The sequence below is a fragment of the Catenulispora pinistramenti genome (assembly GCF_018274385.1).
In the GTDB taxonomy this organism is placed as follows: Bacteria; Actinomycetota; Actinomycetes; order Streptomycetales; family Catenulisporaceae; genus Catenulispora; species Catenulispora pinistramenti.
The window spans coordinates 61764-84679 of sequence record NZ_JAAFYZ010000006.1; the positions used below are offsets into that span (position 1 = coordinate 61764).

Consider the following 22916-nt stretch of genomic DNA (forward strand, 5'->3'; position numbering starts at 1 on the left):
TGATGTCCGGCCTGGACCTCACTCAGAGCGCGGCCCGCGTCACCGCGGCGATCGTCGACATCGAATCCGAGAGCGGGAACGAGAAGGCCCTCGCCGACGCGGTCGAGGAGGCGCTGCGTCAGTACCCGCATTTGGAGGTGCTGCGCGACGGCGACTCCGTCCTGGCCCGCACCGACCTCGGGCGGGCCGAGCGCGTGATCCTGGCCGGGCACCTGGACACCGTCCCGATCGCGGTCGACAGCACCGGGCGCCGCAACGTCCCCTCGCTCCTGGAGGGGGACTGGGAGACCGGCACGCTGCGCGGCTGCGGCACCTCGGACATGAAGGCCGGCGTGGCGGTGCAGTTGGTGCTGGCCGCCACACTGGCCGACCCCGGACGGGATGTGACCTACGTCTTCTACGAGTGCGAAGAAGTCGAGGCCGAGCGCAACAGCCTGGGCCGGCTGATCCGCACCAGGCCGGAGTGGTTCGCCGCCGACTTCGCGGTACTGCTGGAGCCGAGCAACAACATCGTCGAAGGCGGCTGCCAGGGCACGATGCGCGCCCGGCTGACCTTCCGCGGCGCCCGCTCGCACTCGGCCCGCTCCTGGCTCGGCGACAACGCGATCCACAAGGCCGGGGCGGCGCTGCGGCGGCTCGCCGAATACCGGCCGCGCCGGGTCGAGGTCGAGGGCCTGGAGTTCCGCGAGGGCCTGAACGCGGTCGGGATCACCGGCGGGGTGGCCGGCAACGTCATCCCGGACGAGTGCTCGCTCGTGGTGAACTTCCGCTTCGCGCCGGACCGTAGTCAGGCCGACGCGGAACGCCATGTCCGCGAGGTCTTCGCGGATCTGGACGCTGAGATCGCGGTCACCGATTCCGCCCCGGCCGCGCGTCCGGGTCTGCACCTGCCGTTGGCGGCCGAGTTCGTCAGCGCCGTGATGGCCGGGATGCCCGAGGAACCCACGGCCAAATTCGGCTGGACCGATGTCGCCCGGTTTGCTGAACTCGGTGTTCCGGGCGTCAACTACGGCCCGGGAGACGGATCCTTGGCCCACAAACCGGACGAAACAGTGGACCTGGAGCAAGTTGTTCGATGCGCCGAGCGGATGAGAAGCTGGCTCGGCTCCGCTTCGTGACCTGACGACCCGCGGCGGCGCGCACCGTTTGTCAAAGGTGCGCTCGCAGAAGCAACCGGCCGGGACCCCTTGGCGTCTTACCAGCGGCGGAGCAGCTCTCGTATTGCTACGGGAGCCCGGTGAACAGCCCGCTGTCCAGGCAAGTTCCGAGAGGTCCGAAGTTTCGATGAGCCCGACCGGCTGGCCGATGATGGTGACGGCGATCGTACTGGCGGTCGCCGCGCCGATCGGCACGTATCTGTTGTGGAACCGCATCCGCGGGCCGCGCCCCGTCCGGGCCGCCACGCGGCTGTCGATGATCGGCGTGAGCCAGGTGATGGCGATCCTGCTGTGCGGTGTGATCGTCAACAACTATTACGGGCTCTACGCCTCCTGGGACGATCTGCTCGGTGACACCGGCAGCCCGGGGGTGATCATCCACGAGAACACCGTGGCGGCCGGCGGCCCGATCACCGGGAGCAACCTGACCGACGGCACCGCGCAGGGCGGTCGCGGCCAGGCGGTACCGGTGGTCCCGCGATCCCGGCCGCCCGGTCCGGTACAGGACTTCAAGAAGTACGGCGACGACGCGCTGGTGACCAGCTTCACCGGACCGAAGACCGGCCTGGGCGGTTCGAACGACGTGATCGCCTGGCTGCCGCCGCAGTACAACGACCCCGCCTACGCCAACACCGCGTTCCCGGTCGTCCTGCTGTTCCCCGGCTACCCCGGCACCCCGCAGACCTGGTTCGGCAACATGGCCGGCCAGAAGGAACTCGGCACGCTGATCCAACAGCACTCCGCCACCCCGTTCGTGCTCGTCGCGGTGAACATCTCGCCGATCAAGGGCGTGAACACAGACTGCACCGACATCCCCGGCGGACCGCAGGTCGCGACCTTCATCACCGACGACATCCGGAACATGCTCGAGCGCACCTTCCGGGTCACGACCGACCGCACCGGCTGGGGCATGATGGGCTACTCCGAGGGCGGCCTGTGCGCGGGCAAGCTGCTGGTGCAGTACCCGCAGTTGTTCAGCGCCGCGGTACAGATGAGCGGCGATGTGCGGCCCGGCGGCTACGTCTCCAAGTACGGCTCGGCCTTCGCCGACCAGAACTCCACGCTGTGGGTTCTGCAGAACCACAAGCCCAACCCGCCGGTGTCGCTGCTGGCTGCCGCCTCCGCCGAGGACGATCACGGGAGCGTGCTGGCCGCCGCGGAGTCGTTGCAGCAGGTGGCGCCCGACATGGTCGACGTGCTGAAGAAGGATCACGGCTCGCACAACACGGCGGTCTGGAAGCAGTGGCTGCCGCAGGCCTACGGATGGCTGAGCCAGCATCTGGAGCAGGTGCGTCCGCAGTCCTGAGCGACTGCCGGTCGCTTGTCGGCCGCCGTCCGGACAACCGCGGCCGGTAATGTGCCGACTATGAGCCAAGGCAGCGGAAACGGACACGGCAACGGACACGGTAACGGCGGGAGTTTCACCGAGCGCTTCGTCGGCGCGGTGACCCGGCGCCGCGGCCAGGAGCAACTGCCGGCGGCCACAGCCGACCAGAAGCTGCTGGACCACGCGTACGGCAAGGACTGGAAGGACGAGGACCCCTGGCGGGTCCTGCGCATCCAGGGCGAGTTCGTCGAGGGCTTCGACTCGCTGGCCCGCACCGGCCCGGCCATCACCGTCTTCGGCTCGGCCCGCACCACGACCGGCAGCCCCGAGTACCTGATCGGCGAGCAGATCGGCCGCGGCCTGGCCACGGCCGGCTGGACCGTCATCACCGGCGGCGGCCCCGGCGCGATGGAGGCGGCGAACAAGGGCGCGTTCGACGCCGGCGGGCGCTCGATCGGGTTGGGAATCGAGCTGCCGTTCGAGCAGTCCCTGAACAGCTACATCGATCAGGGCATCAACTTCCGGTACTTCTTCGTCCGCAAGACGATGTTCCTGAAGTACTCGCAGGGCTTCGTGGTGCTTCCCGGCGGGTTCGGGACCATGGACGAGCTTTTCGAAGCCCTCACGCTGGTGCAGACGCACAAGGTGACGTCCTTCCCGGTGGTGCTGGTCGGGAAGGCTTTCTGGGGCGGGCTGGTGGACTGGATCCGGGATTCGATGATTCCGGCCGGGAAGATCGCGTCGAAGGATCTGGACCTGATCCACGTGGTGGACGATCCGGATGAGGCCGTGGCGATCATGGGCAAGCCGGGGGAGCGCGGCTAGCTGTGCCGCTCAGGCGGCTAGACCGCCTGAGCCCTCGCAAGGGCTGTAGCGCCTAGGCCAGCCCGCGCTTGGCCACGGCCGGCTCCCGCAGCCCCTGGATCGCCGCCACCATGTCCAGCACCTGCCGGGTCTCGGCGACCTCGTGCACCCGGTAGACCCGGGCGCCGAGCCACGCCGACACCGCGGTGGTGGCCAGCGTGCCGACCAGGCGCTCCTTCACCGGGCGGTCCAGGGTCTCGCCCACAAAGTCCTTATTCGACAGCGACACCAGGACCGGCCAGCCGGTCGCGGCCATCTCCGCCAGCCGGCGGGTGGCCTCCAGCGAGTGGCGGGTGTTTTTGCCGAAGTCGTGGCCGGGGTCGATCAGGATGCGGTCGCGGGGGACCCCGAGCGCCGCCGCGCGCTCGGCCTCGCCGTGGACCGTGCGCTCCAGGATGTCCGCCATCACGTCCGGGTAGGTGATGCGGTGCGGGCGGGTGCGCGGTTCGACGCCGCCGGCGTGCGTGCAGACCAGCGCCACCGCGTGCCGGGCCGCGACCTGGGCCAGGCCCGGGTCCCAGCCGCCCCAGGCGTCGTTCAGCACGTCCGCGCCTTCGGCGCACACCGCGTCCCCGACCTCGGCACGCCAGGTGTCCACGGAGATCACCGCTTCGGGGAACAGCTTGCGGACCTCGGCCACGAACGGCACCACCCGGCGCATCTCCTCGGCGGCGTCCACGACGTCGCCGGGGCCGGCCTTCACCCCGCCGATGTCCACCAGGTCCGCGCCTTCGCTCAAGGCCTTCTCCACGCGGTCCAGCGCGGCGGCGTCCCCGAAGGTGGCTCCCTTGTCGTAGAAGGAGTCCGGGGTGCGGTTCACGATCGCCATCACGAGCCGCTGGTCGGGGGCGTACTCGTACGGTCCCAGGCGCAGCGTGCCCTGCGTGAGGCCCGGCCGGTCCGGGCCGCTGTCGGTGCGGCCGCCCGGGGCGCCGTCCGCGTTCGATGACATGGAGATCAGCCTAACGGCGACGGCGCGGCGCCGGTCATGGCACGATGTGCGCGTGCTGTACTTTCAGTTTCTCGTCGTCGCGGCGGTGTTCGGTGCGATCGCGTGGGTGGCCGCCGGTCGCGGCGGGGGTCTGGACGACCCGCGCCAGGACCGGCCGGAGCCCGCGCTGGCCGACGACCGGCAACTGGGCAAGGACGACATCGACGGCGCCCGCTTCGCGGTCGGGTTCCGCGGCTACCGCATGGACCAGGTGGACCGGATGCTGGACCGGCTGGCCGCCGAGATCGACCACCGGGACCGGACGATCGCCGAACTGACCCGCCCGGTGGGCGACCGGTTCGGCGAGGGTGCTGTGGCGTACGAGCCGGTGGCGCGGGACGCGGTGCCCGGCCTTCCGGGCTCCGAGGCGGCCGGTGGCACGGCCACCGCGACCGCCGTGGTGCAGCCCGGCTTCGGTCCCGGTGTGGGCCTGACGCCCGGGGCGGCCGAGCCGGCGTTCCCGGCCGATCAGAATGCTGCGGAGGACGACAATCCGCTGTCTTCCTGGTACCGGCGCCCCGAGAACGACCAGTAGTCCCTTCTGCTTCTTTGTCTGTTCTCGGCTCCGTGAGCTCAGCAAAACGGCCGGCCTCATTGTGAGGCCGGCTGTCTGTTTGTCATTTCGGATGACCGTCATTTCGGATCGCGGTCATTCGGGACGCCGATGCTTTCCGCCGGGGTCGGTGTCCGGTGCGGGAGTGTCCAGCGCGGGGTCAGTGCCCGGTGAAGGTCGGCTTCTCCTTCGCCAGGAAGGACCGCACCGCGTTGCGGTGGTCCTCGGTGGCCGCGGCCGCGTCCTGCAACTCGGCCTCCAGATCCAGGGTCTGGTCCAGGGAGTGCGCCAGGCCGAAGCCGACCGCCTTCTTGATCGCCGCGTAGGCCGCGGTCGGCCCGGTGGCCATCCGCGCCGCCAACTCGCCCACCGCCGCGTCCAACTCGTCGGCCGGCACCACACGGTGCACCAGGCCCAGCGCCGCGGCCTGCTCGATCCCGATGGTCTCCGGCAGCATCAGCAGCTCGATCGCCTTGGCCGGCCCGACCAGCCGCGGCAGGGTCCAGGAGGCACCGGAGTCGGCGGTCAGCCCGATGTTGGCGAAGGCCAGGTTGAAGGCCGCCTTGTCGGAGGCGATCCGCAGGTCCGCGGCGAACGCCAGGGCCGCCCCGGCCCCGGCCGCCACGCCGTTCACCGCGGCGATCACCGGCTTGGGCGCCGAGGTCAGGGCCCGCAGCAAGGGGTTGTAGTGCTCCTGCACGGTGTTCGCCAGGCCGCGGCCGGCCTCCAGGGCCGCCGCGTGCTCCTTCAGATCCTGCCCGACGCAGAAGGCGCGCCCGGTGCCGCGCACCACGATCACGCGAACGGAGTCGTCCTCGGCCGCCGAGATCGCCGCGTCCCGCAGAGCCGCCTTGGTCGCACTGTCGAGCGAGTTCATGGCGTCCGGGCGATTCAGGGTGATGGTGCCGACACCCTCGGTGACGTCGTAGACAACGTTGTCGGACATAGGGGGTCCCACTCTCCGCCTTATCGGCTTCCAGGCATGTACCAGTGTTGGTCGCGTCCGGTAGAACTGTTTGCAGACTCTGACGAAGCTACTCAGTCGGGCCTCCCGCGGCGACACCGGAACCCATTCCGGCTGCATGCGGGATAATGGATTGGTTGAGTAGCTGGCTCCTAGGAAGGGGAACGAGCATGGCGGCGATGAAGCCGCGGACGGGTGACGGCCCGCTTGAGGTGACCAAAGAGGGACGGGGCATCGTGATGCGGGTTCCGCTGGAAGGCGGCGGTCGGCTCGTGGTCGAGCTGTCGGCGGAGGAGGCCGCCGCGCTCGGTGAGGCGATCAAGGGCGTCGTCGGTTAGTCCGGCGCCGTCCGCATCGTCACCCCATCCGTCCCACCAGTGACGTCAGGCCCCCGAATGGCCCGGGGTTTGGCGTCCCCAAGCACGTGTTCCTTCTCACTTCCGCCCCCGCCGTTGGGGCGGTGCTGCCGGCGGTTCCCGGCGCTTCCTAGGGGCGCTTGACCGCGCAGAGCAGCCCGTCCCCGGTGGGCAGCAGCGCCGGGAGCAGCCGGGTGTCCTCGGCGACCTGGCGGTGCAGATACCGCAGCGCCGATGTGCGCGCGTCCCGGATCGACGGGTCGACCACCCGGTCCTGTCCGAGCGCCCCGTCGAAGGCCACCAGCCCGCCGGGCCGCAGCAACCGCAGCGTCTCCTCGTAGCCGGCCAGGTGGTCCGCGCCCGGGCCGCCGCAGAAGACCATGTCGTAGCCGCCGTCGGCGAGCCGCGGCAGCACCGAGCCGGCGGCCCCGCCGATCACCCGGGTGCGGCTGGCCGCGAAGCCGGCGTCGGCGAACGCCCGGCGGGCCGCCTGCGAGCCCTGGGTGTCCTCGTCCACGGTCGTCAGCACCCCGGCCGGGTGCATTCCGCGCAGCAGGTATATCCCCGACACGCCCGCGCCGGTGCCGACGTCCACCACCGCCCGGGCGCCGAGCGTGGCCGCCAGCAGTCGCAGGGCCGCGCCGGTTCCGGGCTCGACCGGGGCGATGCCCAGCCGCCGGGCCTCGCGGCGTGCGGAGACCAGCACGTCGTCCTCGGCGACGTACCCCTCCGCATACGCCAGGCTGGCGTGCCGGTGACTGGGGATGACGGCCTCCGAGGGTCGCGGGTCCCGGCGCCGCGCTCGGCCGGGATCTGGTCGGTTGGTTGCTAGTGGGCATCAAGAGCGTAGCCACCTGTCCGCGCGCATACCACGTCGGACTAACTGGCAGACAGCGGGCGGACGCCCGCGGCGGGCCCCGCCCGGGTGCGACGGGGTCGGGATCGGTTCGTCTGATCGCTGTAAGCGGACACTTCAAGGGAACCGGCCCCCCGGGAACTTCACGCTGGTGACCGGCCGTTCTGTCCTCGACAGTGGCTCACGGTTTGGAGGGCCGGGAGATCTTAGACCGATCTCAGGTTCCTTTCAGCCTTTAGCAGCGAGGCAGGCGTCTATGGTGATGAGTGCGGTACTGGAAATAGGAGGTGGGGCAGTCGTGGCTGACGCCAACAGCGCCCGCAATCCTGGAGCCGTCCCGGTCAACACCATTGGACCGCGGATAGATCTCGGGGAACTTCGTCGTCGGCGTGCGGCCCGAAAGGCCGCCCTGGAAAAGAACCGCCGCGGGGGCGAGACCATCCCCGATACCGCGATGCCGGCCGAGGCCGTGCCCGCCGCTGGGCAGACCCAGCCGCTGGACGCCGCGGCCGTCGGGTGGGAACCGCCGAGTTGGGACGACATCGTCCGGACCCACTCGCAGCGGGTGTACCGGCTGGCTTACCGCCTGACCGGCAACCAGCACGACGCCGAGGACCTGACCCAGGAAGTCTTCATCCGGGTCTTCCGCTCGCTGTCCAGCTACCAGCCGGGCACCTTCGAGGGCTGGCTGCACCGCATCACCACGAACCTGTTCCTGGACATGGTCCGGCGCCGGGCCCGCATCCGCTTCGACTCCCTGGGCGAGGACGCCGACGACCGGCTGCCCGGACGCGAGCCGTCGCCGGAGCGGATCTTCGTCGACTCGCACATGGACGCCGACATCGAGGCGGCGCTCGCCTCGCTGGCCCCGGAGTTCCGGGCCGCGGTCGTGCTGTGCGACATCGAGGGCCTGTCCTATGAGGAGATCGCGACCACTCTGGACGTGAAGCTGGGCACCGTGCGCTCGCGGATCCACCGCGGCCGCTCCCAGCTGCGCGCCGCCCTGGAGCACCGGGCCCCCGGCGGCTCCGCTTCGGCGGCCGGCGCGAAGGAGGGCCGCCGGTGACCAGGCACCTCGGAGACCGCCTGACCGCGCTGATCGACGGCGAACTCGACCACGGCACCCGCGAGCGCATGCTCGGGCACCTGGCGCAGTGTGCGGAGTGCCGTCAAGAGGCCGAGACCGAGCGGCAGCTCAAGTCGCGGCTCAGTGCGATGGCGGCGCCCCAGGTGCCGGTGGAGCTGATGCTTGGATTGCTGAGCCTGGACACCAACCGCGGCACCGGGGCCGGCGCTTCCGCCGGCCAGCCCGGGGCCGGCGGTGGTCCGGCCGGCGGCGGCCCGGGCAGCGCCCCGGGGCCGTTCTCGTTCCAGACCGTGCCGATCCGCCCGCCGGCGGCTCCGGCGGCCGGCCGCCCCACGGCCAGCCGCTCCCCGGTACGGCCGCAGCGGCTGCGGGTGGCGGCGATCGGCGCGGTATCGCTGGCCGCCCTGGGGACCGGGGCCTGGCTGGTCGGCGACTTCAGCGCCAGTGCCAGTCCCTCGCACTCGCCGGCCCAGCCGGCGCCGGCGCAGATCGTCACTTACGCGCCGGGGCACTGAGGGTTCCGGAGGATTTCGGCGGGAGTGCGCAGACTCGCTCTTGACGTCAAGGCTCGGCATTGCCGAGCCTTGACTGCGTAAGGTTCGACGAATATCCGCCCGCCGTGGGGCCGGCATCCGGCGGACGGGAGTTACGCTAGCGCGTAGCGCCGGAAAGCCGCCGGCCGCGCCCGCCAGAGCAGGAGCCTTCCACCGTGCCGTTTCTCGACATCAGCCCGCTGGAGCTGATCGCGCTGCTGGCCCTGGCCGTCATGCTGTTCGGCCCGGACAAGCTGCCCAGCGCGGTGCAGGGCTTGGCGCGCACCCTGCGGCAGTTCCGCGAGTTCACCCGGAACGCCCAGAACGACCTGAAGAAGGAACTGGGTCCGGAGTTCCAGGACCTGGAGCTGACCGACCTGCACCCGAAGAACTTCGTGCGCAAGCACGTGCTCGGACCCGAAGACGGCGACTTCCGCGAGATCAGGGACATCACCGACTCGCTCAACGGCGAGATACGCAGCGCGGCCGAGGGAGCCAGAAGGCCCCTGGCCGCCGACGACGCGACCCCGGACGATGCCCTCTACCGGGCCCCCGCCCCGCGCCTGGCCGCGGGCGAGCGCCCGCCGTTTGACGCGGATGCGACGTGAGGTTCCATGAGCAGCACCATCTCCACCGAAGACTTCCCTGATCCGACCGCCGACATCGGCCCGGCGGGGGGCGCCGTCGCGGGCGATGCCGTCCAGCGCGGTTTCGTCCAGCGCGGTTCCGGCCAAGACGACGACTTCGTTCCGGGCCCGCCGGTGGCCTCCGTCTCCGCCGCCGCCCTGGCCGCCTCCGAGCCCGACGCCTGGGACGGCCAGCGCACCGCGATCCCTTGGTACGGCTTGGACGAGGCCTGGGGCGGCGACCGCTGGCTGGGCTCGATCATGCACGGCCCGGACGGCGTCGCCGAATACGGCACGCTGGGCCACGGCGACCACCCGGCCCGCCGCCCCGACGACCTGTCCCCCCGGCGCTTCTGCGGCGTGGTGACGATGGCCCGCCTGGGGCGTCGCTCCGGCGGCGGCGCGACCGTCCTGGAACCGACCACGCTGTCCACCCTGGCCGCCGTGGCCGGCCTCGGGCTGCTGTCCGACGCCTGGCCCTGGGCTGTGGACAAGGCGCTGCGCGGCGACTGGCTGCACCAGCAGACCGAGCTGGCCTACGAGGTCGCGGAGAACCTGGACGACGCCCCCTGGCGCGCGGTCCAGCTCCCGGTCGACGGCAAGCCCACCCGCTTCCGCTACCGCGAGTCCGAGTACGGCTGGGTCCTGGCCGCGGAACTGCGCGAGTGCTGGCTCGGCGCCTACGGCCGCGGCGTGACGGCCTACGGCCTGGGCTTCGAGCAGGTCACGCTGGACGCCTGGGACGGCTACGAGGCGCTGCCGCGCTGACGGCGGCGGCGCCGGCCGCCCGGCGCCCCGACCACGAACACCTTCTGGGGGCCCGCGCGCCCGCAAGTCTTCGCGTCCGCGCCCCGGCGGGGACGACCACCCGAGGGGCAGACGTGACGATCCTTCCCATGCTCCTGGCCGCCACCGGCATCGGCATCGGCCACGCGATCCTCCCGGACCACTGGATGCCGCTGGCGGTGCTGGCGCGCACGCGGCGCTATCCGCTGCGCCGCGTGGCCCGGCTGGCGCTGGCCGCCGCGGTGACGCACGTGGTGGTGTCGGTGCTGTTCGGGGTGGCGCTGGCCGCGGTGGGGCTGCGGTTCCGGGAGGCGGTGGCTCGGCATACGGGGGTGGTGGTCGGCGGGGTTTTGGTGGCTACCGGGGTGGTGTTGGTGGTGATGGAGGTTTTGGGGGTCGGGCTTCGGCATTCGCATGCTGATCACGATCACGATCACGATCACGATCACGAATGCGAACGCGACCTTGACCGCGAACACGACCACGACCACGGACCTGCCTGCGATGGCGCTAAGCCGACCGCGACCGCGAAAGCACATCTGCCCGCGCAAGCTGCCCGCGGCTTGAGTAGCAGCATCGCGGTTCTGGAACACCGAACCGCCTCGGCAGAATCCGAATCGCTGACCTTGCCCGGCGCGGCGAGTGATTGCGCGCGCGAACCGCAGCGCCACCGCATCCGGCTGATGCTGCCGGGGGTAGCTGCTAGACGCGTGCCCGGGCCGCAGCGCCGCCGAGCCTGGCCGATGTTGCCTGGCGCAGCTGCCAGGTCCGAGCCCGAGGTGCACCGCCGCCGCAACCTGCTGACCGCGCTGGCCCCCTTCGGCGCCGCGGCCAGCCCTGACCTGACCATCCTCCCGCTCTTCCTCGCCGCGGGCGCTGTCGGTGCCGGCCCGGCGCTCGGCGTCCTGATCGCCTTCGCTCTGGCCACCGTCGCCGTCATGGTCGGCCTGACCCTGGCCGCCGCCAAGGGTGCCAGCCTCCTGACCGCACCGTGGATCGAGCGGCGTGCCAACGCGCTGACCGCCGTCACCCTGCTGGTCATCGGTGTGTTGGTGGTGACCGGCGTTCTCTAGCGCTACCTGCGCACAAGTGGCGTGGGGGCAGCCGGTTCCGTGTGGACCAAGCATCCACAGTCCGGATGCGGTGGACGCTCGCGGCGGGTCTGCGCGCCGAACGGCGGTACCACTTCCAGCGTGCCGTTCACGGTCGGCGGCGGGTCGCCTTCCACCCAGGCCAGGATGTGCAGCACCGCCAGCGTCGCGAGGTGTGTGGCCAGGAGGATGTCGCAGGGGCGGTCCTCGGCGGCCGGCACCGCGTCCACGCCGCCGAACGGCACCATCGCGCGGGGCCAGCCCGGGTCGCGTTCGGTGCGGTATAGGTCGCGGCAGCGCAGGCAGGAGGTGCGGCCCGGTTGGACGAACGGGCCGAGCACGCCGGTGGTCTCGTGTACCTCGACCGACAGATGCGGTACGCCCGAGTCCTGCATGGTGGCGGCCAGGGCCGGGTAGCCGTCGGCGATCGGGGCCAGGACCGCGAGGTCGGGGTGCTGGCGGTTGGCCGGGAGCGTGGTGCGGGTCGAGGGGGCCGAGGAACGGATCAGGGCCCGGACCAGGTCCTGTCGGCGTGGTGGGGGAGCCGCGAGGTCGGTTTCGATGCCGGCGCCGGCAGTCGGCTGATCGGTGTCTTGTTGATCGCTGTCCAGTCGATCGTCGGCACTTGTCGCGCTACTCGCGCTCGCGCTCGCCTTGCTCGCGGCCCGAGCCCCACGACCTCGCCGAGGCCCCGGTACCTCTCGCTCATCCCGGTGACTCAGCCCCCGAGGATTCCGGAACCCGGCCGGCGCCGCGTCCGCGGGCCGAGCCCGTCCGGCGTCGATCGGCACCACACACCCGATCCCCGCCGCGGCCAGCATGTGCGCCACCGACGCTCCGACCCGCCCGCACCCGTACACCGCGACCACCGCCATCCGGCGGCGGGTCATCGCCCGCATCGCGCCGCCGGGCACCAGGTATCCCAGGGCCAGCGCGGACAGGTCCGGGGCCAGCCGGTCGAGCTCGGAGATGTCCAGGGCGCGCAGTATCGGGCCTGGGTCGTAGCCGGCGTCGTCGAGGAATCCGGCCCGGGCCAGCACGTCGAGCAGGGTCGTGGCCTGCGCGCCGGACAGTCCCAACTCCTCGGCGTGGGCCAGCAGTCCGTTGATGTCTCTGTGGCCGTCCAGGGCCGCTACGAACGCGGTCGCGGCCGGGCTCAGCCCGTTCAGCAGCAGTGAGCGTCCCGGAGTCACCCCCACCTGCAACGCGCCGCCGGGCCGCCACAGTCGTCGCAGCCCCGCCTTCAGCACCGGACGCACGCCCTGACCTCCCGCCGTGTCAGCCCCCGCATTCCGCCGCGCTTGCCCGCGTATTCCCACCTTGCGTCACCCGCGCGGTCCGGCGCAGCTGACAACGTCCTAATTCACCCATACGGCGGCCGGAGGACCGGCCGCCGTAGCGAACCGTCGATCCTCAGGCCTTGCCCAGGATCCGGTTGAGCTTGGTCCCGCAGGTCGGGCAGATGCCCTGCGCCATCCGCCGGCCCGAGTCGCTGACCTTCACCTGACCGGTGAAGTTCTTCTTCTCCTTGCACTTCACGCAGTAGGCGTCCCCGGTGTACGACGACTCCGCCATGATTTGTCGCTCCGTTCCATATCTGAGAGCAGATGTACCTTTCACCCCGAACGCGGAACACCATACGGCAGCGCGGGGCCCAAACCGCACCGCTACGCTGACGCCATGCCTGAGTCGCGCGAATATCCCCTCCTCGCCGTTAACCGCACGTCGGATGGTGTGTTGACCGTCAGGTTGGACGACCCGGACCGGCGCAACGCGATGACCGCGCCGATGACCGAGTCGTGGGAGCGGCTCATGCGGGAGATCGCGCGGGACGAGGAAGTGCGCTGTGTGGTGGTGACCGGAGCCGGCTCCGCGTTCTGCGCCGGCGGTGATCTCGGCTGGATCGGTGCCGAACCCGGCGCGCCTGTGGAAAAACTCCGCGACAAGATGCTGCCGTTCTACCGGATCTGGCTGAGCCTGCGGGATCTGCCGGTCCCGACCATCGCCGCGGTCAACGGTCCGGCGGTCGGCGCGGGCGCCTGCCTGGCCCTGGCCTGTGACCTGCGCTACGCGGTGGACACCGCGAAGTTCGCCGTGCCGTTCACCAAACTCGGCATGCACCCCGGGATGGCCGCGACCTGGCTGCTGCCCGAGGTGGTCGGGATGGCCAACGCCCGCGAACTCCTCTACACCAACCGCGCGGTGAGCGGCGCCGAGGCGGTCGCCCTCGGCGTCTTCAACAGGGTGTTCCCCGCCGGGGACTTCCCTGGGGAGATCGAGCGGATCGCCTCCGACGTCGCCGCCGGCGCGCCGATCGCGGTGAAGCTCACCAAGCAGGCGCTGGTCGGCGCGGGCCACGAGTCGTTCGAGGCGGCGCTGCGCTGGGAGGCGCTGGCGCAGCCGATCACGATGGCCACCGAGGACCTTCAGGAGGGTCTGGCGGCCCAGCGGGAGCGGCGCGCACCCCGCTTCACCGGCCGCTGATCACTCTTTGTGTTACGTAACCCACAGGATCGGCCTGCCTGTGGATAACTCTGTGGAAAACCTGTGCACGGCGTGTGGACAATCCGATTTCCGCCGTTCCCGACGCCCCGGCGTGTCATTTCGGTAACGCCATGAGGGGGTGCCACACGCTAGGGTCCCATGCCGTGGGACTCGACGATGCCCCCCACCAGGGCGGTCAGATCGAGGTGCGACGCAGCAACCGGCGGCGGCGCACCGTCTCGGCGTACCGGGACGGCGACAAGACCGTCGTCCTGATCCCCGCGCAGATGACACGCGCGGAAGAGAAGCAGTGGGTCGACAAGATGCTGGCCCGGCTGGCCGGCCAGGAGAAGAAACGAAGGCCGGACGATGGCGAACTCTCTCGCCGCGCCCGCGACCTGTCAGCCCGCTACTACGACAGCCGGGCCCAACCCTCAAGCGTCCGCTGGGTCACGAACCAGCAGGCCCGCTGGGGCTCCTGCACGCCTGTGGACGGCACCATCCGCATCTCCGACCGGGTCCGCGGCATGCCGGAGTACGTGCTGGACTACGTCCTGCTGCACGAACTCGCGCACCTGCTGGTCCCCAGCCACGGCCCGCGGTTCTGGGAGCTGATGAGCGTGTACCCGAAGACGGAGCGGGCCCGCGGGTTCCTGGAGGGCTTCGCCTCCGCCGGGGGCGGCGAGGCCGGGGACGACGCGGACTGAAAGTAGCGAGGGCGGGCGACGACGCGCCCGCCCTCGATGCCGGCTGCTACTTCTTCGGCTGGTCCTCGCCGCCTTCGTCCGGGCCTTCGGTCTTGTCGCCGGTCTTGCCGCCGCTCTGGCCGCCCTGCCCGGTCTCGCCGCTCTCGCCGCTCTTGCCCTCGGCAGGCTTGTCCTCGCCGCCCTTGTCCTCGGACTTATCCACAGCCCCGCCGCCCAACAGCTCGTCCAGCCCCGAGAAGTCGAACTCCAGCCCGTCCTCGGAGTCCGAGCCCCGGCCGTGCACGAACCCGTCCGGGTCGTCCAGGTCCGCCGAAGTCGGCAGCAGGTCCGGGTGCGACCACACCGCGTCGCGGCCCTCCAGCCCGCGGGCGTCGGTCAGGGATGCCCACAGCCGGGACGCGTCGCGCAGCCGGCGCGGGCGCAGCTCCAGGCCGACCAGCGCGGAGAAGGTCTGCTCGGCCGGGCCGCCGGCCGCGCGGCGACGGCGCAGCGTCTCGCGCAGCGCGTCCGCTGCCGACATCTGCGGGGCCGCGGCGGCGTGGACCACCGCGTCCACCCAGCCTTCGGCCAGCGCGAGCAGGGTCTCCAGGCGGGCCAGGGCCGTCTTCTGGGCCGGGGTGTCCACCGGGGCGAACAGGCCGCCGCCGCCCAGCATGTTCTCCAGCTGCGAGGGGTCCAAGTTGCTCAGGTCCATCTGCTCGGCCTGCTGGGCCAGCTCGCTGAACTTGGAGGCGTCGACCGTGATGCCGCGCGCGTACTCCTCGACCGCGCCCAGCAGGCGCGGCTTGAGCCACGGCACGTGCGAGAACAGCCGCTGGTAGGCCGCCTCGCGCAGCGCCAGGTACAGCCGGACCTGCTCGATGTCGATCTCCAGGCCCTCGGCGAAGGCGTCCACGTTCGCCGGCAGCAGCACCGCCTTGCCCTCCGGGCCCAGCGGCAGCCCGATGTCGCTGCCGGACACCACCTCGCCGGCCAGCGAGGCCAGGGCCTGGCCGACCTGGGAGCCGAACATCGCGGTGCCCATCTGCTTGAGCATGCCGCCCAGCGGGTTCCCGCCACCGCCGCCGGCGGCGCCGCCGCCGAACAGGTTGCCCAGCATGTCGCCCATGCCCGGCGGCAGACCCGCGGCCTCCGGGCTCTCCGGCATGTTCAGCTCGCCGACCGCGCCGCCGACCGCCTCGCCCATCGCCGAGGTGATCCGGTCGGCGACCGGCTCGACCAGCTGCTTCCAGACCGGCAGGGTTTCCTCGATCCACTGCGCGCGGGACCACACGCGGGTGCCGGCGGTGCCGGCCGGCAGTGAGGTGACCTGGTCCAACCAGTGCTCGGCCAGCTGCACGGCACCGTCGTAGGTGCGCTGCTCGCCGTCGGTGGGCGAGGGGTCCGGGCCGGCGGCGGCCACGGTGTTGCGCGCCATGGTCTTGGCCAGGTCCCAGTTCACGGCGCCGTCCCCGCCGCCGCTCATCAGGGCCTGGATCTGGCTGAACACCATCTGCAGCATCTGGGGGTCCGGCATGCCCGGGATGTTCGAGCCCGGGGACTGCGCCCCGGTTCCGCCGAACATCTGCTGGAACATGGCCCCCAACGGATCAACGGGGCCGTCCGGGCGCTTACCCTGGTTCTGCGACTCGTCGCCGTCCGACGGGTTGTGGTCTTCGGGGTTCTTGTTCACGGCGGGTGACCTCACGGACGACGGGGGAGAAGGATCGGTTGACAGCGCGGAGCCTGACTTCCTCTATACATCTAACGTAACCACAGGAGAGCCTCAGTGAGTTCCTCGCCGGACCGCAAGCGCACCGGCCGCACCAGCAAGCCCACAGTCGCCGTCACGGGAGCGGCCGCCAGATTGGGTGAGGCACTGACCGGCAAGCTGGCCTTCGGCGGCGAGGTGCGCCGGGTGGTGGGGCTGGACGCCGAGCGCGGAGCGGCCCCGGCGACCTGGCGATTGGGCGATGTCACCGACCCCCACCTGGCCGAACGGCTCTCCGGGGTGGACACGCTGGTGCACTTGGCGCTGGACTCCGATCTGAACTCCGAGCCTCGGGAACGCACCGCGCGCAACGTCCGCGCGGCCCAGACCGCCCTCACCGCCGCGGCCGCCGCCGGCGTCCACCATGTGGTCCTGTTGTCCACCGCGATGGTCTACGGCGCCCTTCCGGACAACGCTCTCCCGCTGGAAGACGACGCCCCGCTGCGCGCGACCCCGGACGGCACCCTGGTCGGCGACCTGTTGGAGATCGAGCGGCTGGCGGCGATCGCCCCCCGCGCGCACCCCGGCCTGACCGTCACCGTCCTGCGCCCGGCGGCCATAGTCGGTCCGGGCGTGGACACCTATCTGACCCGGCACTTCGAGGCGCCGCGGCTGCTGGTGGTGCGCGGGTCGAAGCCGGTCTGGCAGTTCTGCCACATCGACGACCTGCTGTCGGCACTGGAGTACGCGGCCCTGGGGAAGGTGAACGGGGTCGTGCCCGTTGCATCTGATGGATGGCTCACTCAGGAAGAGGTGGAGGAGATTTCCGGGATGCGCAGGATGGAGCTCCCCGAAGGCCTCGCCGTGGGCGCCGCGGAGCGACTGCACAGGCTGCACCTGACCCCGGCTCCCGCGAGCGACCTGCAGTACGTGATGCATCCATGGGCGGTCTCCAACAAGAAGCTCCGGGAAGCCGGGTGGGAACCCGCCTTTACGAACGAGGAAGCGTTCGCCCAGCTCCTGGAGGACATCGACGGCCACCACGCGGCGCTGGCCCGGCGCCTGGGCAAGAAGGACGCCGCGGCCGGTCTCGGCGCGGCCGGCGCCACGGTCGCGCTGGTAGGCACCGCGGCCCTGGTGCGACGCGCACGGCGGAAGCGCCGTGGGGGAGGATCGGTAACGTGATCGAGGAGAAGGAACTCACCGCGCGCGGCGAGGCGGAGGAACTCGCCGCGGACAGCCGCGCGGTCATCCGTCCCGTCATCCATACGGACGTGCGCGAGGAACCACTTTCCGTCGACGAGGTCGTCGCCGCCGTCTCGCACCGCACCGCGGGCGGCATCGCCCTGTTCCTCGGGGTCGTCCGCGACCACGACCACGGCCGGTCCGTCACCGCTTTGGACTACAGCGCGCACCCTTCTGCCGCCGAACTTCTGGCGAAGGTCGCGGAGGCCGTGGCCGCCGAGCACCCGGACGTGGTCGCGCTCTCGGCGATCCACCGGGTCGGAGCACTGGACGTCGGCGACCTCGCGGTCGTGGTCGGGGCGGCGGCGCCGCACCGGGCCGAGGCGTTCGCAGCTTGTCGCGCATTCATCGACACGCTCAAGGAACAGGTGCCGATCTGGAAGCGCGAGGAGTTCGCCGACGGCGACCACGAGTGGGTCGGCTGCTAGATCCGCCGCGAGTGACCCTCCGGTGCGTTACAGTCACCGTGTGCTGTCGATCCTGGCTTGGTGGGCGATCCCGGTCGGCGCCGTGGTCCTGGCGGCGGCTGTGTCCGCCCTTGCCCGGCACGTGCGGCGGCCCAGTGACGACGACACGATCCACGCGTATCGCCGCTTCCGGGAAGCCATCTCCAACGAGGACCCGGTTGGGCCCGAGGCCGTGCCGCCGGTGTAGGCGAGGAAGCGGTGGATCTTCCCGCGCGGTCCCGCGTCCCGATTGGTGACCCCGGTCTCAGCGCCGCTTCAGACTGCAACAGATAGCATCTGTGGAATGCAGCGCCGAGCCCTCACCTTGACCTTGTCCGGAACGACGGTCGCCCTGCTCACGGCCTCGGCGTTCCTGATCCCGACGCCGTACGCGGAGATGTCGCCGGGCCCGACGTACGACACCCTGGGCAGCTACTCCACGGATTCCGGGCAGCCGGCCAAGCCGGTCATCGCGATCAGCGGCACCCAGACCTACCCGCACACCGGCGGCGGGCAGCTGCGCATGGTCACCGTCGAGGTCTCCCGCGCGGACTACAAGCCGAACAGCGTCGAGGTGCTCTCCGGCTGGCTGTCCAGCGACAAGATCGTGGTCCCGCGCACGGTCATCTACCCCGAGGGGCAGACCGCGCAGGAGGCGACGCAGCAGAACACCGCGATGTTCGACGACTCCGAGGACCAGGCGATCACCGCCGCGCTGGCCGCGAAGAACATCAAGCCGCTGCGCACCGAGGTGATCGTGGACTCGGTCACCCCGGGCAGCCCGGCCGACGGCAAGTTGCAGCCGCAGGACGTCATCGACGCGGTGGACGGCACCCAGCTGGCCAACCCCAACGACGTCCACACCCTGATCCAGAAGCACAAGCCGGGCGACACGGTGGTGTTCACCGTGACCCGCGACGGCAAGCAGCAGCAGGTCTCGGTGGTGACGACGCAGTCCAACGACAGCGGCCCGTCCCGGGCCCTGGTCGGCTTCCTGCCGGGCACCCAGAACGTCTTCCCGTTCGACGTGAAGATCCAGCTCGACAACGTCGGCGGCCCCAGCGCCGGGATGATGTTCGCCCTCGGCATCATCGACGAGCTGTCCCAGCAGGACCTCACCGGCGGTCTGAAGATCGCCGGCACCGGCACCATCGACTCCACCGGAGCGGTCGGCCCGATCGGCGGCATCCAGATGAAGACCCTGGCCGCCAAGCGCGACGGCGCCACCGTCTTCCTCACCCCGGCCGCCAACTGCGCCGACGCGGTCAAGAACGTCCCGAGCGGCCTGCGCCTGGTGAAGGTGAACACGCTGCAGGACGCGCTCACCGCGCTGAACACGCTGCGGGCCGGGGGGACACCTCAGGGATGCAGCTGAGCTGAGTCCGCCGCGTCGGCGGCGGCCGCTCCGGCGTTCGACAAGCTCCGGCGTTCGACAAGCTCCGGCGTTCGACAAGCTCCGGCGGCGGGCCGATTCGGCTCGCCGCCTTCGCTTATTCCGCTATTCCTCAAAAGTCTCCAGGAGTGCCGCCGTCAGGTTCGGCACGAGGTCCGGCCCGGACAGCACCTCCATGTCCGAGTCCTTCGACCGCAGCCGGATCGCCGCCTGCCGGGTGCCGTCCCGCAGCACGGCGACCGCCATGCGCACGTCCTGGCGCTCCGGGTGCTTCGTCACCCAGCGCTCGAGCTCGGCGCCCTTCGGGTCCTGCGGGATCTGCTCCTCGGCGCTCGGGGGGAGCATCTGCGACTCGATCACCAGCGCGCAGCCCTCGACGGCGGCCGGCCAGACCATCTTGGCCAGCATCTCGTCCAGCGGCTGGTCCAGGGCCAGGCCGTCCTGCTCGATCGAGGTGAGGCCGGGGATGCCGCCGGACTCCGCCGACTCGTCGGTCAGGCCCAGGGCGGCGGCCATGCTGGGCTGGGTGACCAGCAGGTCGGCGGTGGGGACCAGGGCGAACATGCGGGGGCGCTGGTTCCAGCCGTCGGCGGCGACGTGCTGCTCGATCTCGACGACGGACTGCATCAGGGCGACGCTGGCGACAGAGCTCATGCCGCCATTCTCCCCCGCGATCGGGGAGCCGCCGACCGGGTGCCGCCGGGGCCGGGGCGGCTATCGCCACACGCTCCAGCCGTTTCATATGACGAACGCGCCGTGGGGTATGCGCGGTCCGCCCGCACCCCCGCGTACGCTGAGCCCGTGGCGTTCGAGATGCCGAACTTCGGTGGTGAAGACAGTGACGCCGGGGGCGACAAGAACGGCCACCCGGCGGGATCGTCCGGCGGGTTCGGCGCCCGGAACGGATACCGGGTCGCGTTCGGGGTCCCGCCGCGGCGCACCAAGGTCCTGGCGATCACCCTGATGATCATGCTGGTGCTGGTCGTCGTCTTCCTGCTCTTCGACGGCGTCTACACCTCCTACCTGTGGTACCACTCCATCGGCGGCGGGCCCGTCTACCGGACCCGGACGATCACCCAGGCCGTGCTGTTCCTCGTCTTCGGCACCCTGATGGCGGTCCTGGTCGGCACCAACATCTGGCTCGCCTACCGCTTCCGCCCGCCACTGACCGGCGTCTCCCTGGAACAGCAGGCGCTGGACCGCTACCGGATGGGCCTGGCGCCGTTCCTGGCCTGGATCCTGACCGGGGCCTCGGTCCTGTTCGGCATCGCCGCCGGGGCCTCCTCCGCGGGCTCCTGGCGCACCTACCTGATGTGGGCCAACTCGGTCCCGTTCGGCACCGAGGACGCCGAGTTCCACAAGGACATCGGCTTCTACGTCTTCACCCTGCCCTGGCTGCGCCACATCCAGGGCTTCCTGGTCGCCGCGGTGCTGCTCTGCCTGCTCGCCGCGCTGCTCACGCACTACCTCTACGCCGGCGTCGCCCTGACCCCGCCCGCGGGCAGCCGCACGGCCGGCTCCAGATCGTTGATGGGACACAGCCTCGGCTCCCGCGCCACCCGCGCCGCGCAGGTCCACATCTCGATCCTGCTCGGCTGCCTGGTCCTGGTGAAGGCCTACGCCTACTGGCTCGACCGGTACTCGCTCAGCGTCGTCTCCTCCAAGATCACCAGCGGCTGGGCCGGCCCGACCTACAAGGACGTGCACGCGGTCCTGCCGGCCAAGACGATCCTGCTGGTGATCGCGGTGCTGTGCGCGCTGCTGTTCTTCGGCAACGCGGTCCGGCTGATCGTCCGGGGCGCCGTCCCGGTCATCGACCGCGGCGGCCATGCCTGGGCCCTGCCGGCGCTCGGCGTCTCGCTGATGGTGCTGGCCTCGGTGGTGATAGGCGGGGTCTATCCGCTGGCGGTGCAGCAGTTCCAGGTGAACCCGAACCAGGCGGCGAAGGAGGCGCCGTACATCCAGCGGAACATCGACGCCACGCGGGCCGCCTACGGGCTCAACGGCATCGAGGAGGACTCCTACGCGGCCAAGACCGGCACCATACAGAACCAGCTGACCCCGGATGCCCAGGCCGTCGCCCAGATCCGCGTCGCGGACCCCGCGCTGCTCTCGGCGGCCTTCAACCAGCAACAGCAGGACCCGTCCCGCGCGTCGTACGAATTCCCCGACACCCTGGCCGTGGACCGCTACCCGGTGAACGGCAAAGTCCAGGACGCGATCGTCGGGGTCACCGGCGTCAACCTCGCCGGGCTGCCCGCCGCCCAGCGCGGCTGGTACAGCGAGCACCTGCAGCACACCCACGGCTATGGCTTCGCGGCTGCCAAGGGCGCCGCCGTGCAGGCCGATGGTTCGCCGGACTACATCGAGCAGAACCTCCCGCCCAGCGGCAGCCTCGGCAGCTACGAGCCGCGCGTCTACTTCGGCTCCGGCCTGCCGGACTACTCGATCGTCAGCGGCCCCGCGGCCTCGACCCCGGGGGTGTCGGTCGGCTCGTTCCTGAACAAGCTGATGTACGCGGCGAAGTTCCGCCAACCGAAGATCCTGTTGTCCGACAGTGTGAGTAAGGATTCGCGGATCGTGTACGACCGCGACCCTCTGCGACTCGTGCAGGCGGTCGCGCCGTGGCTGACTCTGGACGGCGCCACGTACCCGGCGGTGGTGGACGGCCGCATCCTGTGGGTGGTCGACGGTTACACGACCACCTCCGCGTATCCGTACTCGACCACGACGCACCTGTCGGACGGCACCAGCAAGGTCAACTACGTCCGCGATTCGGTGAAGGCCACGGTCGACGCCGACACCGGCGCGGTGACGCTCTACGCCTGGGACGCCGGCGACCCGATCCTGAAGACCTGGATGAAGGCCTTCCCCGGGACCGTGAAGCCGCGCGCGGCGATCAGCCCCGACCTGCTGGCGCACCTGCGATACCCGCAGGACCTGTTCACCGCGCAGCGCGACCTCTTCGGCCGCTACCACGTGACCTCGGCCTCGGCGTTCTTCAGCGGCACCTCGGCCTGGAACGCCCCGGCCGACCCGACGAAGACCTCCGCGCAGCCGCAGGCCCCGAACTACCTGACCCTCCAGATGCCCGGCCAGCCTGCGCCGTCCTTCTCCCTGGCGTCGACGCTGACCCCGGTGAACCGCGGCGATGTGGCCGCGTACATGGCCGTGGACTGCGATCCCGGGCCCGGCTACGGCAAGATCAGGGTCCTGGAGATCCCCTCCGGCACCAGCGTGCCGGGCCCGGGCCAGATCCAGAGCGCCTTCCAGAGCGCCTTCGCCGACCAGCTGAACGCCCTCGGCGCCGACAACGCGCGGGTGGTCGAAGGCAACCTGCTGACCCTGCCGCTCGGCGGCGGCCTGCTGTCGGTCGAGCCGGTGTACGCGCAGCCGGCCACCGGACCGGCCACGTACCCGCTGCTGAAGGGCGTCATGGTGGCCTTCGGCGGCAACACGGCCTTCGCCCCCACCCTGCAACAGGGCCTCGACGAGATCTTCTCCGGCACCTCCGGCGCGACCACGGGCGAGAACCCGGTGACCGTGGACGACCAGCTGAAACAGGCCCTCGCCGACGCCGTCGCCGCCCAGAACACCGCCCGAGCGGCCCTGTCGAAGACCCCGCCGGACTGGCAGGCCTTCGGCGCTGCCGAGCAGGCCGTCCAGCAGGCCCTGGCCCGCGCCCAAGCCCTCGAGAACGCCCGTCAGCCGGCCAAGTGACACCCGTGTGACCCACGGGTCCGCTGGCGCGCGCCTATTC

The 22916-nt window shown here is 71.1% G+C and carries 24 protein-coding genes; 17 read left to right on the plus strand and 7 right to left on the minus strand.

Annotated elements, in window-relative coordinates:
• Window positions 1–2: 2 nt before the first annotated feature.
• The 3 genes from dapE to KGQ19_RS02760 all read left to right on the plus strand — a co-directional run bounded on the left by dapE (window position 3) and on the right by KGQ19_RS02760 (window position 3309).
• On the plus strand, window positions 3–1118 hold the full coding sequence (gene dapE, locus KGQ19_RS02750; RefSeq protein WP_212007487.1) for a succinyl-diaminopimelate desuccinylase: 1116 nt from the start codon (window positions 3–5) through the stop codon (window positions 1116–1118).
• A 166-nt stretch (window positions 1119–1284) separates the two neighbouring features.
• A complete protein-coding gene (locus tag KGQ19_RS02755; RefSeq protein ID WP_212007437.1) occupies window positions 1285–2463 on the plus strand; it encodes an alpha/beta hydrolase in 1179 nt (392 codons plus the stop codon).
• A gap of 60 nt (window positions 2464–2523) precedes the next feature.
• Window positions 2524–3309: an LOG family protein gene (locus KGQ19_RS02760; protein ID WP_212007438.1), complete on the plus strand. Its 786-nt coding sequence runs from the start codon at window positions 2524–2526 to the stop codon at window positions 3307–3309.
• A gap of 52 nt (window positions 3310–3361) precedes the next feature.
• Here KGQ19_RS02760 and folP read toward each other — a convergent pair whose 3' ends face one another.
• Complete coding sequence (folP, locus tag KGQ19_RS02765; RefSeq protein WP_368862044.1) at window positions 3362–4177, minus strand: dihydropteroate synthase; 816 nt, start codon at window positions 4175–4177, stop codon at window positions 3362–3364.
• A gap of 175 nt (window positions 4178–4352) precedes the next feature.
• Here folP and KGQ19_RS02770 point away from each other — a divergent pair, with 175 nt between their 5' ends.
• Window positions 4353–4874: a DivIVA domain-containing protein gene (locus KGQ19_RS02770; protein ID WP_212007440.1), complete on the plus strand. Its 522-nt coding sequence runs from the start codon at window positions 4353–4355 to the stop codon at window positions 4872–4874.
• Between the two features lie 178 nt (window positions 4875–5052).
• Here the strand turns inward: KGQ19_RS02770 and KGQ19_RS02775 are convergent, their stop codons facing one another.
• Window positions 5053–5838 carry an enoyl-CoA hydratase-related protein gene (locus tag KGQ19_RS02775; protein WP_212007441.1) on the minus strand — a complete coding sequence of 262 codons (786 nt, stop codon included), beginning with the start codon at window positions 5836–5838 and terminating at the stop codon, window positions 5053–5055.
• 188 nt (window positions 5839–6026) lie between these two features.
• Here KGQ19_RS02775 and KGQ19_RS02780 point away from each other — a divergent pair, with 188 nt between their 5' ends.
• A complete protein-coding gene (locus tag KGQ19_RS02780) occupies window positions 6027–6194 on the plus strand; it encodes a DUF3117 domain-containing protein (RefSeq protein ID WP_015796491.1) in 168 nt (55 codons plus the stop codon).
• A gap of 148 nt (window positions 6195–6342) precedes the next feature.
• On the opposite strand, the gene KGQ19_RS02785 is transcribed toward KGQ19_RS02780, so the two are convergent.
• On the minus strand, window positions 6343–6978 hold the full coding sequence (locus KGQ19_RS02785; protein ID WP_212007488.1) for an O-methyltransferase: 636 nt from the start codon (window positions 6976–6978) through the stop codon (window positions 6343–6345).
• 544 nt (window positions 6979–7522) lie between these two features.
• On the opposite strand from KGQ19_RS02785, the gene sigE reads away from it, so the two are divergent.
• From sigE to KGQ19_RS02810, 5 genes are all read left to right on the plus strand, one after another.
• A complete protein-coding gene (sigE, locus tag KGQ19_RS02790) occupies window positions 7523–8134 on the plus strand; it encodes an RNA polymerase sigma factor SigE (RefSeq protein ID WP_413562693.1) in 612 nt (203 codons plus the stop codon).
• Entirely contained in the window at window positions 8131–8670 is a 540-nt protein-coding gene (locus KGQ19_RS02795; protein WP_212007443.1) for an anti-sigma factor family protein, read from the plus strand. The genes sigE and KGQ19_RS02795 overlap by 4 nt, the downstream gene beginning before the upstream one ends.
• Window positions 8671–8864: 194 nt before the next feature.
• Window positions 8865–9296: a sec-independent translocase gene (locus KGQ19_RS02800; RefSeq protein WP_194896048.1), complete on the plus strand. Its 432-nt coding sequence runs from the start codon at window positions 8865–8867 to the stop codon at window positions 9294–9296.
• A gap of 6 nt (window positions 9297–9302) precedes the next feature.
• Complete coding sequence (locus tag KGQ19_RS02805; protein WP_212007444.1) at window positions 9303–10082, plus strand: hypothetical protein; 780 nt, start codon at window positions 9303–9305, stop codon at window positions 10080–10082.
• A gap of 113 nt (window positions 10083–10195) precedes the next feature.
• Window positions 10196–11173: a hypothetical protein gene (locus KGQ19_RS02810; protein WP_212007445.1), complete on the plus strand. Its 978-nt coding sequence runs from the start codon at window positions 10196–10198 to the stop codon at window positions 11171–11173.
• Window positions 11174–11175: 2 nt separating this feature from the next.
• On the opposite strand, the gene KGQ19_RS02815 is transcribed toward KGQ19_RS02810, so the two are convergent.
• Complete coding sequence (locus KGQ19_RS02815; protein ID WP_212007446.1) at window positions 11176–12450, minus strand: hypothetical protein; 1275 nt, start codon at window positions 12448–12450, stop codon at window positions 11176–11178.
• Between the two features lie 154 nt (window positions 12451–12604).
• Complete coding sequence (locus tag KGQ19_RS02820) at window positions 12605–12766, minus strand: DUF5679 domain-containing protein (RefSeq protein ID WP_194893347.1); 162 nt, start codon at window positions 12764–12766, stop codon at window positions 12605–12607.
• Window positions 12767–12871: 105 nt separating this feature from the next.
• Here KGQ19_RS02820 and KGQ19_RS02825 point away from each other — a divergent pair, with 105 nt between their 5' ends.
• Window positions 12872–13675, plus strand: a complete 804-nt coding sequence (locus KGQ19_RS02825) for an enoyl-CoA hydratase/isomerase family protein (RefSeq protein ID WP_212007447.1) — start codon at window positions 12872–12874, stop codon at window positions 13673–13675.
• A 164-nt stretch (window positions 13676–13839) separates the two neighbouring features.
• Window positions 13840–14382, plus strand: a complete 543-nt coding sequence (locus tag KGQ19_RS02830) for a M48 metallopeptidase family protein (RefSeq protein ID WP_212007448.1) — start codon at window positions 13840–13842, stop codon at window positions 14380–14382.
• Window positions 14383–14428: 46 nt separating this feature from the next.
• Here the strand turns inward: KGQ19_RS02830 and KGQ19_RS02835 are convergent, their stop codons facing one another.
• Window positions 14429–16054, minus strand: a complete 1626-nt coding sequence (locus tag KGQ19_RS02835; protein WP_212007449.1) for a zinc-dependent metalloprotease — start codon at window positions 16052–16054, stop codon at window positions 14429–14431.
• A gap of 96 nt (window positions 16055–16150) precedes the next feature.
• On the opposite strand from KGQ19_RS02835, the gene KGQ19_RS51660 reads away from it, so the two are divergent.
• From KGQ19_RS51660 to KGQ19_RS02855, 4 genes are all read left to right on the plus strand, one after another.
• Window positions 16151–17257 (plus strand): NAD-dependent epimerase/dehydratase family protein, encoded by a 1107-nt coding sequence (locus tag KGQ19_RS51660; protein ID WP_194893343.1) that lies wholly within the window; start codon window positions 16151–16153, stop codon window positions 17255–17257.
• The gene (locus tag KGQ19_RS49230) at window positions 17254–17745 is read left to right on the plus strand and encodes a molybdenum cofactor biosynthesis protein MoaE (protein WP_307856334.1); all 492 of its coding nucleotides are present in this window, start codon (window positions 17254–17256) and stop codon (window positions 17743–17745) included. Before KGQ19_RS51660 ends, KGQ19_RS49230 begins: the two co-directional genes overlap by 4 nt.
• 40 nt (window positions 17746–17785) lie before the next feature.
• Window positions 17786–17971 carry a hypothetical protein gene (locus KGQ19_RS02850; RefSeq protein WP_212007450.1) on the plus strand — a complete coding sequence of 62 codons (186 nt, stop codon included), beginning with the start codon at window positions 17786–17788 and terminating at the stop codon, window positions 17969–17971.
• A 96-nt stretch (window positions 17972–18067) separates the two neighbouring features.
• The gene (locus KGQ19_RS02855) at window positions 18068–19138 is read left to right on the plus strand and encodes a YlbL family protein (protein WP_212007451.1); all 1071 of its coding nucleotides are present in this window, start codon (window positions 18068–18070) and stop codon (window positions 19136–19138) included.
• A gap of 123 nt (window positions 19139–19261) precedes the next feature.
• On the opposite strand, the gene KGQ19_RS02860 is transcribed toward KGQ19_RS02855, so the two are convergent.
• Window positions 19262–19810, minus strand: a complete 549-nt coding sequence (locus KGQ19_RS02860; RefSeq protein ID WP_212007452.1) for a PPA1309 family protein — start codon at window positions 19808–19810, stop codon at window positions 19262–19264.
• A 147-nt stretch (window positions 19811–19957) separates the two neighbouring features.
• Here KGQ19_RS02860 and KGQ19_RS02865 point away from each other — a divergent pair, with 147 nt between their 5' ends.
• A complete protein-coding gene (locus KGQ19_RS02865; RefSeq protein WP_212007453.1) occupies window positions 19958–22876 on the plus strand; it encodes a UPF0182 family membrane protein in 2919 nt (972 codons plus the stop codon).
• Window positions 22877–22916 lie beyond the last annotated feature (40 nt).

Excerpts from the sequence above, each read along its gene's own strand:
- KGQ19_RS02820 (WP_194893347.1), bottom strand. The coding sequence starts at position 12,766 with ATGGCGGAGTCGTCGTACACCGGGGACGCCTACTGCGTGAAGTGCAAG.
- sigE (WP_413562693.1), top strand. The coding sequence starts at position 7,523 with ATGCCGGCCGAGGCCGTGCCCGCCGCTGGGCAGACCCAGCCGCTGGAC.
- KGQ19_RS02825 (WP_212007447.1), top strand. The coding sequence starts at position 12,872 with ATGCCTGAGTCGCGCGAATATCCCCTCCTCGCCGTTAACCGCACGTCG.
- KGQ19_RS02860 (WP_212007452.1), bottom strand. The coding sequence starts at position 19,810 with ATGAGCTCTGTCGCCAGCGTCGCCCTGATGCAGTCCGTCGTCGAGATC.
- KGQ19_RS02755 (WP_212007437.1), top strand. The coding sequence starts at position 1,285 with ATGAGCCCGACCGGCTGGCCGATGATGGTGACGGCGATCGTACTGGCG.
- KGQ19_RS02780 (WP_015796491.1), top strand. The coding sequence starts at position 6,027 with ATGGCGGCGATGAAGCCGCGGACGGGTGACGGCCCGCTTGAGGTGACC.
- dapE (WP_212007487.1), top strand. The coding sequence starts at position 3 with ATGTCCGGCCTGGACCTCACTCAGAGCGCGGCCCGCGTCACCGCGGCG.
- KGQ19_RS02760 (WP_212007438.1), top strand. The coding sequence starts at position 2,524 with ATGAGCCAAGGCAGCGGAAACGGACACGGCAACGGACACGGTAACGGC.
- KGQ19_RS02805 (WP_212007444.1), top strand. The coding sequence starts at position 9,303 with ATGAGCAGCACCATCTCCACCGAAGACTTCCCTGATCCGACCGCCGAC.
- folP (WP_368862044.1), bottom strand. The coding sequence starts at position 4,177 with ATGGCGATCGTGAACCGCACCCCGGACTCCTTCTACGACAAGGGAGCC.
- KGQ19_RS02855 (WP_212007451.1), top strand. The coding sequence starts at position 18,068 with ATGCAGCGCCGAGCCCTCACCTTGACCTTGTCCGGAACGACGGTCGCC.
- KGQ19_RS02775 (WP_212007441.1), bottom strand. The coding sequence starts at position 5,838 with ATGTCCGACAACGTTGTCTACGACGTCACCGAGGGTGTCGGCACCATC.